Source organism: Arthrobacter sp. zg-Y20 (assembly GCF_030142075.1).
GTDB lineage: Bacteria > Actinomycetota > Actinomycetes > Actinomycetales > Micrococcaceae > Arthrobacter_B.
In genome coordinates, this window is the sequence record NZ_CP126241.1 from 1,875,108 (window position 1) to 1,887,980 (window position 12,873).

General features: G+C 66.7%; 10 protein-coding genes. All 10 read left to right on the top strand.

The window, feature by feature from the left end; genetic code table 11:
• The first annotated feature begins 6 nt into the window (after positions 1 to 6).
• The 10 genes from QNO06_RS08995 (at position 7) to QNO06_RS09040 (ending at position 12,731) form a co-directional block, all read left to right on the top strand.
• Positions 7 to 1,953 (top strand): ABC transporter ATP-binding protein, encoded by a 1,947-nt coding sequence (locus tag QNO06_RS08995; RefSeq protein ID WP_227911581.1) that lies wholly within the window; start codon positions 7 to 9, stop codon positions 1,951 to 1,953.
• A gap of 9 nt (positions 1,954 to 1,962) precedes the next feature.
• The gene (locus QNO06_RS09000) at positions 1,963 to 2,373 is read left to right on the top strand and encodes a GntR family transcriptional regulator (RefSeq protein ID WP_227911316.1); all 411 of its coding nucleotides are present in this window, start codon (positions 1,963 to 1,965) and stop codon (positions 2,371 to 2,373) included.
• 80 nt (positions 2,374 to 2,453) lie between these two features.
• On the top strand, positions 2,454 to 5,357 hold the full coding sequence (gene uvrA, locus QNO06_RS09005) for an excinuclease ABC subunit UvrA (protein WP_227911317.1): 2,904 nt from the start codon (positions 2,454 to 2,456) through the stop codon (positions 5,355 to 5,357).
• Positions 5,358 to 5,462: 105 nt separating this feature from the next.
• Positions 5,463 to 6,161: an HAD hydrolase-like protein gene (locus tag QNO06_RS09010; protein WP_227911318.1), complete on the top strand. Its 699-nt coding sequence runs from the start codon at positions 5,463 to 5,465 to the stop codon at positions 6,159 to 6,161.
• Positions 6,148 to 6,816: a lysophospholipid acyltransferase family protein gene (locus QNO06_RS09015; RefSeq protein ID WP_227911319.1), complete on the top strand. Its 669-nt coding sequence runs from the start codon at positions 6,148 to 6,150 to the stop codon at positions 6,814 to 6,816. Before QNO06_RS09010 ends, QNO06_RS09015 begins: the two co-directional genes overlap by 14 nt.
• A gap of 95 nt (positions 6,817 to 6,911) precedes the next feature.
• A complete protein-coding gene (gene uvrC, locus QNO06_RS09020) occupies positions 6,912 to 8,924 on the top strand; it encodes an excinuclease ABC subunit UvrC (RefSeq protein ID WP_227911320.1) in 2,013 nt (670 codons plus the stop codon).
• A 119-nt stretch (positions 8,925 to 9,043) separates the two neighbouring features.
• Entirely contained in the window at positions 9,044 to 9,943 is a 900-nt protein-coding gene (rapZ, locus tag QNO06_RS09025) for an RNase adapter RapZ (protein WP_227911321.1), read from the top strand.
• Positions 9,943 to 10,965, top strand: coding sequence for a gluconeogenesis factor YvcK family protein (locus QNO06_RS09030; protein ID WP_227911322.1), 1,023 nt, complete (start codon positions 9,943 to 9,945; stop codon positions 10,963 to 10,965). The genes rapZ and QNO06_RS09030 overlap by 1 nt, the downstream gene beginning before the upstream one ends.
• A 10-nt stretch (positions 10,966 to 10,975) precedes the next feature.
• Entirely contained in the window at positions 10,976 to 11,956 is a 981-nt protein-coding gene (gene whiA, locus QNO06_RS09035) for a DNA-binding protein WhiA (RefSeq protein WP_227911323.1), read from the top strand.
• Between the two features lie 148 nt (positions 11,957 to 12,104).
• Entirely contained in the window at positions 12,105 to 12,731 is a 627-nt protein-coding gene (locus tag QNO06_RS09040; RefSeq protein WP_227911324.1) for a superoxide dismutase, read from the top strand.
• Positions 12,732 to 12,873: the final 142 nt, after the last annotated feature.

Sequence of the window (12,873 nt, forward strand, 5' to 3'; positions counted from 1 at the left end):
GGGCCCATGCGGGGACGCCCGGGCGCAGGAGCCGCCGCCAAGCCGGAGAACTTCGCCGGCAGTGTCCGGCGGCTGATGGGACTGATGGCCCCGGACCGGCTGCGGGTGGCTGCGGTGCTGCTTTCTGCCGTCGTCTCCGTGGCGCTCGCCGTCTCCGCGCCCCGGATCCTGGGCGAGGCCACCAACGTCATCTTCGACGGGTTCATCGGGCAGGGGCTTCCGGCGGGGACGAGCAAGGACGCACAGGTACAGGCGCTCCGGGATGCGGGGGAGGGGAAACTGGCCGACATGCTCGCCGCCATGGATGTGGTGCCCGGGCAGGGGCTGGACTTCGGCCGGCTGGGCGGGATCCTGCTGGGCGTGCTGGCCATCTACCTGGCCGCTTTCGTGTTCGGCTGGTTCCAGGCCCGGGTGACGGCCCGGATTGTGCAGAACGCCATGTACCGGCTGCGCCGCGACGTGGACGGGAAGCTGTTCCGCCTGCCCATGTCCCATTTCCAGCAGCAGTCACGCGGAGACGTACTGAGCCGGGTCACCAATGACATCGACAACCTGGCGCAGACCCTCTCCCAGAGCCTGACCCAGATCATCACCTCGGTGCTGACCATCATCGGCGTGCTGGCGATGATGATCTCCATCTCCCCGCTGCTGGCCCTGGTCGCCGTGATCACGGTGCCGGTTTCCGCACTGGTGACGGTGCTTATCGCGCGGCGCTCGCAGGCGGAGTTCAAGACCCAGTGGAAGTCCACCGGAGAGGTCAACGGCTACATCGAGGAAATGTTCACCGGGCAGGACGTGGTGAAGGCCTTCGGCCAGCAGCAGCGGGTGATTGAGGGCTTTGCCCCGGCGAACAACCGGCTGTTCCGCTCCGCGTTCCGGGCCCAGTTCGTATCCGGGATCATCATGCCGGCCATGATGTTCATTTCGAACCTGAACTACGTCGCCGTTGCCGTGGTGGGCGGACTGCAGGTGGCCAACGGCCAGCTGTCCATCGGGGGAGTGCAGGCCTTTGTCCAGTACAGCCGGCAGTTCAGCCAGCCGCTGGGGCAGCTGGGCGGGCTGATCAACATGCTGCAGTCCGGCGTCGCCTCCGCTGAACGGGTGTTCGCCCTGCTGGACGCCAAGGAGCAGGAACCGGATCCGGTGCAGCCGGAACACCTGCACAACGTGCGCGGCCGGGTGGCCTTCGAGGACGTCTCCTTCAGCTACAGCCCGGAGGCCCCGCTTATCCGGGACCTGTCGTTCACGGCGGAGCCGGGGCAGACCGTGGCCATTGTCGGTCCCACGGGAGCGGGAAAAACCACGTTGGTGAACCTGCTGATGCGTTTCTACGACGTCGACGCCGGGCGGATCACCGTCGACGGAACCGACATTGCCCGGCTGCGCCGCGAGGAGCTGCGCAGCACCATGGGCATGGTGCTCCAGGACGCGTGGCTCTTCGAGGGCACGGTACGGGAGAACCTCGCCTACGGCGCTCCGGACGCTACCGAGGAGGACATCAGGGCCGCGGCGGCAGCTACGCACGTGGACCACTTTGTCCGGTCCCTGCCGGAGGGGTATGACACAGTCCTCGGCTACGACGGCGGCACGCTCAGCCAGGGCCAGCGGCAGCTGCTGACCATCGCCCGGGCCTGGCTGTCGGACCCGTCCATCCTGATCCTGGACGAGGCCACCAGCTCCGTGGACACCCGCACCGAGATTTCCATCCGTCTGGCCATGAACGCCCTGCGGCAGGACCGGACCAGCTTCGTCATTGCGCACCGGCTGTCCACCATCCGCGACGCGGACGTGATCCTGGTGGTGCGGGACGGGCGGATCGTGGAGCAGGGCACGCATGACGCACTGCTGGCCGCGGAGGGGTTCTACTCCGAGCTGTACCGCTCCCAGTTTGCCGGGCAGGCGGACGCCCAGGAGCAGGGGCTTTCGGCACCTGCCGACCCTTCCGGGCACTAGCATGGCACCATGACTTCTGATCCCAGCCCACAGCGCACCTCTGCCGGCAGCGACGCCGGGGTGCTCAAGTGGATCCGCATTGATGCCGCCAGTTCGGTGCCGCCGTATGAACAGCTCCGCCTGCAGATCCTGGACGCGGCAAACGAGGGGCGGCTCGCCGTCGGGACCCGGCTGCCCCCGGTCCGTGCCCTGGCCGGCTACCTTGGCCTGGCCGTGAACACCGTGGCCCGCGCCTACCGGGAACTGGAACAGGCGCAGGTGGTCACCACCCGCTCCCGCGCCGGCACCGTGATCGCCGCCGGCAGTGATACCGGCCGGACCAGGGTGGCCGAGGCGGCGCGCACCTACGCTGATGCCGTCCGGGCCAACGGGGTGTCCCCTGACGAAGCCGTGTCCTTCCTGCGTGCAGCCCTGCAATAGGGCGGCCAGCGCTTCGCCTGCGGCGAAACACCGCACCTCGAATACGTTTTCGAATCAGCGTTTGAACTAGAGTGGAAAACGTGCCTAAATCGACTCTTACGACGGCGGACACCACGTTTGCGCCGCATACTGCCAATGACCTTTCCCGCCTGGTAGTGAAAGGTGCGCGCGAGCACAACCTCCAAAACGTTGACCTGGACCTGCCGCGGGACGCCATGATCGTCTTCACCGGCCTCTCCGGCTCGGGCAAGTCCTCGCTGGCGTTCGACACCATCTTCGCGGAGGGGCAGCGGCGCTACGTCGAGTCACTCTCCGCCTACGCGCGCATGTTCCTGGGCCAGGTGGACAAGCCTGACGTTGACTTCATCGAGGGCCTCTCGCCCGCGGTTTCCATCGACCAGAAGTCCACCAGCAAGAACCCGCGCTCCACGGTGGGCACCATCACCGAGATCCACGACTACATGCGCCTGCTCTGGGCCCGTGTGGGCCGGCCGTTCTGCCCCGTCTGCGGCGAGCCCGTCAGCCGCCAGACCCCGCAGGCCATCGTGGACCAGCTCCTGGAACTGGAAGAGGGCACCCGCTACCAGGTCCTCGCCCCCGTGGTCCGCGGGCGCAAGGGCGAGTTCGTGGACCTGTTCAAGGAACTCGCCGCCAAGGGCTACTCCCGCGCCCGCGTGGACGGCAAGCAGATCCAGCTCTCCGACCCGCCCAAGCTGGGCAAGCAGATCAAGCACAACATCGAAGTGGTGGTGGACCGCCTCGTTGCCAAGGAAGGCATCCGGCAGCGGCTGACCGACTCCGTGGAAACCGCCCTCGGCCTGGCCGACGGCCGCGTGGTGGTGGACTTCGTGGACCGTCCCGAGGACAGCGAGGACCGCACCCGCACCTTCTCCGAAAACCTGGCCTGCCCCAACGAGCACCCGCTGGCCATCGACGAGATCGAGCCGCGCTCCTTCTCCTTCAACAACCCCTTCGGTGCATGCCCGGTCTGCACCGGCATCGGCTCGCGGCTGGAGGTGGACGAGGACCTGATCATCCCGGACCCGTCCAAGTCCCTGGCCGAAGGCGCCATCGCGCCCTGGTCCCTGGGCACCGCCACCACCGAGTACTGGAACCGGCTGCTCGACGGCTTGGCCAAGGACATGGGCTTCTCCATGGACACCCCGTGGAAGAAGTTGCCTGCCAAGGTCCGCGAGGCCGTGCTCAACGGCAAGGACCACAAGGTGGTGGTCCAGTACCGGAACCGCTTCGGCCGTGAACGCAAGTACAGCACCGGCTTCGAAGGCGTCATCCAGTACATCCACCGCAAGCACCAGGAAACCGAATCCGACCATGCCCGCGACCGGTACGAAGAGTACATGCGCGAAATCGCCTGCCCCGAGTGCGGCGGCGCGCGCCTGAACCCGGCGTCCCTGTCGGTGCTGATCAACGGCCGCAACATTGCCGAGATCAGCGCCCTGCCGCTGCGCGAGGCCGCCGACTTCCTCGGAACACTCACGCTCACCGGCCGTGAAGCACAGATTGCCAGCAACGTACTGAAGGAAATCCAGGCCCGCCTGACCTTCCTGCTCGACGTCGGGCTGGAATACCTGAGCCTGAACCGGCCGGCAGCAACCCTGTCCGGCGGCGAAGCCCAGCGCATCCGCCTGGCCACGCAGATCGGCTCCGGCCTCGTGGGCGTGCTGTACGTGCTGGATGAACCGTCCATCGGCCTGCACCAGAAGGACAACCGGCGGCTGATCGAAACCCTGAGCCGGCTGCGCAGCCTGGGCAACACCCTGATCGTGGTGGAACACGACGAAGACACCATCCAGGAAGCGGACTGGATTGTCGACGTCGGCCCGGGGGCAGGGGAGCGCGGCGGCGAGATTGTGCATTCCGGCTCGCTGGCGGACCTGCTCACGAACGAGCGTTCCATTACCGGCGCCTACCTCTCCGGCCGGAAGAAGATCGAGATCCCGGCCAAGCGGCGCAAGGTGGACAAGACCCGCCAGCTGAAGATTGTCGGGGCGCGGGAAAACAACCTGCAGAACCTGAACGTGGACATTCCCCTGGGCGTGTTCACCGCAGTGACCGGTGTCAGCGGTTCGGGCAAGTCCACCCTGATCAACGACATCCTGTACAAGACCATGGCCAACAAGCTCAACGGCGCCAAGCATGTGGCCGGCCGGCACACCCGGGTGGAGGGCCTGGAGCAGCTGGACAAGGTTATCCATGTGGACCAGAGCCCCATCGGCCGCACGCCGCGCTCCAACCCGGCCACCTACACCGGCGTCTGGGACCACATCCGCAAGCTCTTCGCCGAGACCAACGAGGCGAAGGTGCGCGGCTACCTTCCAGGCCGGTTCTCCTTCAACGTGAAGGGCGGGCGCTGCGAGGCCTGCCACGGCGACGGCACCCTGAAGATCGAAATGAACTTCCTGCCGGACGTTTACGTACCCTGCGAGGTATGCCACGGCGCCCGGTTCAACCGGGAGACCATGGAGGTCCACTACAAGGGCAAGAACATTGCCGAGGTCCTGGACATGCCTATCGAGGAAGCCGCGGAGTTCTTCGCCGCCTTCGGGCCCATTTCCCGGCACCTGAACACCCTGGTGGACGTGGGCCTGGGCTATGTCCGGCTGGGCCAGCCGGCCACCACGCTGTCCGGCGGCGAGGCGCAGCGTGTGAAGCTGGCCAGCGAGCTGCAGAAGCGTTCCAACGGCCGCAGCATCTACGTGCTGGACGAGCCCACTACGGGCCTGCACTTCGAAGACGTCCGGAAGCTCCTGGAAGTGCTGCAGGGCTTGGTGGACAAGGGCAACACGGTGGTGACCATCGAGCACAACCTCGACGTGATCAAGAGTGCCGACTGGATCATCGATATGGGTCCCGACGGCGGCACCGGCGGCGGCAAGGTGGTCGCCTCGGGCACCCCGGAGAAGGTGGCCAAGGTCGAAGGCAGCCACACCGCCACGTTCCTGGCGGGGATCCTCAACCCGTAAGGCACACCGGCTGCACGCCGGCGCAGGAATATGTCGCGGTCCGACATATTCCTGCGCCGGTATACCTTTTCGCGTTAGCCCGCTTTGGTATGCCAAACTTGGGCCGTGACTTCTCCCCGGCTCTTGGTTCTTTTTGATTTGGATGGAACGCTGGTTGACCCGGCGGGCGCCATCACCGGCGGCATCAGTGCCGCACTTGCCGCCTGCGGCCTGCCGGTGCCTTCAGGGGCGGACCTGCAGCGAATGGTCGGTCCGGCTCTGGTGACCTCACTGCGGGACATTGCCGGGGTTCCCGCCGACCTGCTGGACGAGGTCATCGGACGCTACCGCGCCGGCTACCGGGAGTCCGGAATGGCACAGAGCCGTCCGTACCCCGGCATCCGAGCAGCTGTCGAACGCCTCCGGGAGAACCACACGGTTGCCGTAGCCACCCAGAAGCCCGAGCCGCTGGCCGCGGAACTCCTCGGCGTCCAGCAGCTTGCGGACCTGTTTGCGTCCGTGCACGGCTCACCTGCCGATGAGCAGGCCGCCGCCGCCCTGGACGGCAAGCGCAGCATCATCCGCGCCGCCCTGGACCGGCACAAGGGTTCCTATGACCGCGCCGTGATGATCGGCGACCGAAGGCACGACGTCGAGGGCGCCTCCGCCAACGGTCTGGACTGCATTGGCGTCTCCTGGGGATTCGCAGCGGCAGGAGAGCTGGAAGAAGCAGGTGCAGCCGCCGTCGTTGCCACCGCTGATGAACTGGTGGATACGGTGCTGCGGTACGCACGGAACGGATCGGCACTCCATGGCGCTGTATAACCTCACCAGGACAGGTATCCGCGCATTCGTGGGCGGGCTGTGCCGGCCAACCATCACCGGCCTGGAGAACGTTCCCGCCACTGGGCCCTTTATCGTCGCCTGCAATCACTTGTCCTTCCTGGACAGCGTGCTGGTGCAGGCGCTGCTGCCGCGGCGTGTCGGATTCTTCGCCAAGGCCGAATACTTCACCGGCACCGGGCTGAAGGGCTACGCCATGAAGAGCTTCTTCGAGGGTGTCGGTTCCATCCCGGTGCAGCGGGACCAGCAGGCCGCCAGCGTCGCGGCGCTGAAGACGCTGCTGGACATCCTCGAGGAGGGCGGGGGTGTGGGGATCTATCCCGAGGGCACCCGTTCCCGCGACGGACTGCTGTACCGCGGCCGCACCGGCGTGGGCTGGCTGGCACTGACCTCCGGCGCCCCGGTGGTGCCCGTGGGCCTGATCGGCACGGAAAACCTGCAGCCAGCGGGCAAGAAAACCGTCAAGCCCGGGCACTTCACCCTCAAGGTGGGACCGCCCCTGTACTTCCAAAAGACGGGGCCGGACCACGCCCTGCCCGCCCGGCGCCAGGCCACGGACCGCGTTATGGACGCCATCGCCGAGCTGAGCGGCCAGGAACGCTCCGAGAGTTATAACCGGAACCGCCCCGAGGGGTGAAGCGCGGTCACGCGCCGAGGCGCCCGGGGTTCAGCGCCGGGCGAAACCGCACGGCGTCGTCCGGCCGCACCCGCGGGCGAACGTAGGATGGAAAAGTGGCAGATCCAGCAACTTACCGGCCGAAAACAGGGGAGATCCCCACCGCCCCGGGCGTCTACCGTTTCCGGGATGAACACGGCCGGGTCATTTACGTGGGCAAGGCCAAGAACCTCCGCTCCCGCCTGAACTCCTATTTCGCGAATCCGCGCGGGCTGATGCCCAAAACGCGTGCCATGGTGCATACCGCGGCCAGCGTGGAATGGACGGTGGTGGGCACCGAGCTCGAAGCGCTGCAGCTCGAGTACACCTGGATCAAGGAATTCAATCCCCGGTTCAACATCATGTTCCGGGACGACAAGTCCTACCCCTACCTGGCCGTCACCATGGGAGAGAAGTACCCGCGGGCGCAGGTCATGCGGGGGGACCGGCGCAAGGACACCCGCTACTTCGGCCCGTTCTATCCGGCCAAGGCCATCCGCGAAACCCTCGACACGCTGTTGCGCGTCTTCCCGGTCCGCACCTGCAGCAGCGGAGTGTTCAAGCGGGCCGAGCGCACCGGCCGGCCGTGCCTGCTGGGCTACATCGACAAGTGCTCCGCACCCTGCGTGGGACGGATCAGCCCCGAGGACCACCGCCAGCTGGCCGCTGAACTGTGCGACTTCATGGCGGGGGAGGGCAAACGCTTCATCTCCGGCCTGGAAAAGGAGATGCAGGCAGCCGTCGCCGAACTGGACTATGAATCCGCCGCCCGGCTCCGCGATGACATCTCCGCCCTGCGGAAGGTCTTCGAGCGCAACAACGTAGTCCTGAGCGAAGACACCGACGCGGACATCTTCGCCCTGGAAGAAGACGAGCTGGAAGCCTCGGCCCAGGTTTTCCACGTCCGCGGCGGGCGCATCCGCGGCCAGCGCGGCTGGGTTGTGGAAAAGGTGGAGGACAACGACACCGCGGACCTGGTGGAACACCTGATCCAGCAGGTCTACGGCTCGGCAAACTCCACGGACCGGATCCCGCGCCAGGTGCTGGTTCCCGTGCTGCCGCCCAACGCCGAAGAACTTGCCGAATGGCTGTACGGACTGCGCGGAGCCCGCGTGGACATCCGGGTGCCCATGCGTGGCGACAAAAAAGCGCTGATGGAAACCGTGGCCCGGAACGCATCGGATGCACTGCGCCTGCACAAAAGCCGCAGGGCCGGGGACATTACCACCCGTTCGGCTGCCCTGCAGGAACTGCAGGAGGCCCTGGACCTGGCCTCCCCGCCGCTGCGCATCGAGTGCTACGACATCTCCCACGTTTCCGGCACCAACGTGGTGGCCTCCATGGTGGTGGCTGAAGACGGCCTGCCGAAGAAATCGGACTACCGCAAGTTCTCCATCACCGGCGACGCAGCCCGGGACGACACGGCGTCCATGTATGACGTTATTTCGCGCCGCTTCCGCAACTACCTGGCCGAGAATGCGGACCCTGCCGCCGATCCCGACGCCCCGACGGACCTGCCCGACGAGCGCGCCGGCGGCCCCGACGCCGACGTCCGGCCCCTGACCGACACGCTGACCCCGGCGCCAAAGGCCAAGTTCGCCTACCCGCCGAACCTGGTGGTGGTGGACGGCGGGCAGCCCCAGGTTGCCGCGGCCTCCAAGGCCCTGGACGATCTGGGCATCACGGACGTGCAGGTGGTGGGGCTCGCCAAGCGCCTGGAGGAAGTATGGGTGCCGGACAGCGACTTCCCGGTGATCCTGCCGCGTGCTTCCGAAGCCCTGTTCCTGCTGCAGCGCATCCGCGACGAGGCGCACCGCTTTGCCATCACCTTCCACCGGCAGAAGCGCGGCAAATCCATGACCGCTTCGCTGCTGGACGAAGTACCCGGACTCGGCCCGGCCAAACGCCAGGCACTGCTCAAGCAGTTCGGTTCCGTGAAGAAACTGCGTGCGGCCACGGAGGAGGAACTGCGCCAGGTTCCCGGCATCGGTCCCGCCATGGCCGCTAACCTGCGCAGCCGGTTGGCCGATAAAGATATGGCGGGGGCTCCGGCGGTCAATATGACCACCGGCGAAATCCTGGAAACTTAGTTAGTCTTGGAAAACCGGCGTGTCGTCACTACGGCGTGTCGGAGGATGCCGCATACGGTTTCCGCTGCACCAGCGCCGGCGCAACCGGGCAACAGGGTAAACAGGATGGGATCACAGCAATGACGCAAGAGGACGGCTTGACCATAGTCAAGCCTGAGGAATCGGAACTGCTCGTGGTCACGGGCATGTCCGGTGCCGGACGGAGCACGGCCGCCAATGCGTTGGAAGACCACGGCTGGTACGTGGTGGAGAACCTGCCGCCGCTCATGCTGGGTACCCTCACCGAACTCGTTTCCCGGATGCCGCAGTCCATTCCCAAGCTCGCCGTCGTCATCGACGTCCGGAGCAAGGAACTGTTCCAGGACATCCGCGAAGCGCTGCGCAACCTGCGCACCGCCGGGGTAACCTACCGCCTGCTGTTCCTGGACGCCGACGACGCCACCCTGGTCCGCCGGTTTGAGCAGGGCCGCCGTCCGCACCCGCTGCAGGGGGACGGCAGTATCCTGGACGGCATCGCCGCCGAACGCGAGGTAGTGCAGGAACTGCGCGATTCCTCCGACGTCGTGGTGGACACCTCCAAGCTGAACGTCCATGCCCTGGCCACCACGGTGACCGAGCTTTTCACCGAGTCCGGCCCCATTGTGCTGCGCCTGAACATCATGAGCTTCGGCTTCAAATACGGGCTCCCCGTTGACGCCAACTACGTGGCCGATGTCCGCTTCATTCCCAACCCGCACTGGGTCCCGCAGCTGCGCCCGCACACCGGGCTGGACGAGGACGTCCGGGACTACGTGCTGCAGGCCAAGGGCACCGCTGAATTCCTGGACCGCTACGTCGAGGCGCTGGAGCCCGTGATTGACGGCTACCGCCGAGAGAACAAGCACTACGCAACCATCGCCGTGGGCTGCACGGGCGGTAAGCACCGTTCCGTGGCGGTCACCGAGGAACTGGCCAAGCGCCTTGCCCAGCTGCCCCGGGTCACGGTCAGCTCGCACCACCGGGATCTGGGGCGAGAATAATGTCCTTCCTCACCGGCCCGCTGCCCCTGATTCCGGAGGGCAAGGCCGGCCGGGGGAGCGGTGGCGGTCCCGGATCGGTAGTCGCGCTGGGAGGCGGCCACGGCCTTTCCGCTTCGCTTTCCGCCCTGCGCCTGCTGACCACCGACCTCACCGCCGTCGTGACGGTGGCCGACGACGGCGGTTCCTCCGGCCGGCTGCGCCGCGAGCTCGGCGTCCTCCCGCCCGGCGACCTGCGCATGGCGCTGGCTGCGCTCTGCGATGACACCGACTGGGGCCGGACCTGGCGCGACGTGATGCAGCACCGTTTCCGCTCCCAGCCCGGGGTGGACGGCTCCCTGGACGACCATGCGCTGGGCAACCTGCTGATCGTCACGCTCTGGGAGCTGCTGGGGGATCCGGTGGCCGGACTGCAGTGGGCCGGAGCGCTGCTCGGTGCCCGCGGACAGGTCCTGCCGATGTCCACTATGCCGCTGACCATTGAGGGCGACGTGATCCGCCGCACGCCGGACGGGGACCGGGTGGAAACCGTCAGCGGCCAGGCCCGGCTGGCAGCTGCAGGGGCCCGCACCAATGTGACGGACGTACGGCTGCTGCCCACCGACGCGCCGGCCTGTCCGGCTGCGCTGGACGCCATTGAGGGCGCCGACTGGGTGATTCTGGGGCCGGGGTCCTGGTACACCTCGGTCCTGCCTCACCTGATGCTGCCGCAGATGCGCGACGCACTGTGCGCCACGGCAGCCAAGCGGTGCCTGACCATGAACCTCAGCAACGAAACCACTGAAACCGCAGGCATGAGCGCGGTGGACCACCTCGCAGTAATCCGGCGCTACGCACCGGAGTTCAAAGTGGACGCGGTGCTGGCGGATCCGTCGGTGGTGGGCGACCGCGCGGCCTTCGAGGACGCTGTCGCCCAAATGGGCGGCCGAGCCGTCTTCGGTAAGGTGGGGGCAGCGACGGGGCGTCCGATCCATGATCCGCTCCGCCTCGCAACCGCCTTCCACGATATTTTTGGGGAGAACTAGGAGTGTATTTGTGGCGTTGACCGCAGCTGTAAAAGAGGAACTGTCACGGCTGGACGTGAAGAAGTCCTCGGTCCGAAAGGCCGAAGTGTCGGCAATGCTGCGTTTTGCCGGCGGGCTGCACATTATTTCCGGGCGCATCGTCATTGAGGCCGAGGTGGACCTCGCGTCCACGGCCCGCCGGCTCCGCTCGGCCATTGCCGAGGTCTACGGGCACGCCAGCGACATCATTGTGGTGTCCGGCGGGGGACTGCGCCGCGGGAACCGCTATGTGGTGCGTGTGGTCCGCGACGGGGAGTCCCTGGCGCGGCAAACCGGCCTGCTGGATGCCCGGGGAAGGCCCGTCCGCGGCCTGCCCTCCGTGGTCGTCAACGGTTCTGCCGCCGACGCCGAGGCTGTCTGGCGCGGAGCGTTCCTCGCCCACGGTTCGCTCACCGAGCCCGGACGCTCGTCCTCCCTGGAGGTCACCTGCCCCGGGCCCGAGGCGGCCCTGGCCCTGGTGGGCTCCGCACGCCGGATCGGCATCGCCGCCAAGGCGCGCGAGGTGCGCGGCGTTGACCGGGTAGTGATCCGCGACGGCGACACCATTGCCGCCCTGCTGACCCGGATGGGCGCCCACGACGCGCTGATGGTCTGGGAAGAGCGCCGCATGCGCAAGGAAGTGCGGGCGACCGCCAACCGCCTGGCGAATTTCGACGACGCGAACCTCCGCCGTTCCGCGCAGGCCGCCGTTGCTGCCGGCGCACGGGTGGAACGAGCCCTGGAGATCCTCGGCGAGGACGTGCCCGAGCACCTGCGCTACGCGGGTGAATTGCGCGTTGCGCATAAGCAGGCCAGCCTGGACGAGCTCGGGCACCTGGCCGACCCGCCCATGACCAAGGACGCCATTGCGGGGAGAATCCGCCGTTTGCTGGCCATGGCGGACAAACGTGCGGCGGAATTGGGCATTCCGGGTACCGAATCCAGTGTCACTCCGGAAATGTTGGACGAATAGCGCCGTCCCGGCCCGGCAGCCCAATGTTGGCTGGATGGCGTAATTGCATAGGATGGACTGAGTCTGCTGCCTTTTGGGGCGGCACGAAGAATTTCCGGATGGGAATTCCGTCCGGATCTTTGATCCGACACTTCAACGGAGGATTTTCGTGAACGAATACACACTGCCGGAACTGCCGTACGACTACGCAGCCCTGGAACCGCACATTTCCGCACGCATCATGGAGCTGCACCACGACAAGCACCATGCCACGTACGTAGCCGGCGCGAACACTGCCCTGGCCCAGATGGCCGAAGCACGCGACAAGGGCGAGTTCGGTACCATCGGCAAGCTCTCCAAGGACCTGGCCTTCCACCTGGGCGGCCACACCAACCACAGCATTTTCTGGAACAACATGTCCCCGGACGGCGGCGACAAGCCCGAAGGCGAGCTGGCGGCAGCTATTGACGAGTTCTTCGGCTCCTTCGACGGCTTCCGCGGCCAGTTCACTGCCGTGGCCAACTCCATCCAGGGCTCCGGCTGGTCCATCCTGGCCTACGAACCGCTGGGCAAGAACCTCGTTATCGAGCAGCTCTACGATCAGCAGGGCAACGTTCCCGTCGGAACCATCCCGCTGCTGATGCTGGATATGTGGGAGCACTCCTACTACCTCGACTACGCCAACGTGAAGGGCGACTACGTCAAGGCATGGTGGAACATCGTCAACTGGGCCGACGTCGCCGCACGTTTCGACGCCGCCCGCACCGGTGCGAAGTCGCTGATCGTTCCCGCCTAGTCGCCGCCTGTGCCGCACAATTGTGCGGGTGCCCCGGTCCCTACGGGGACTGTGACGCGTAAGATAAATCCGTAGGTCCCCGTCCAGCCGGCAGTGCCGGCAGGACGGGGCCACGGCCCCGTTCCGCCGGCACTGCCGGAAA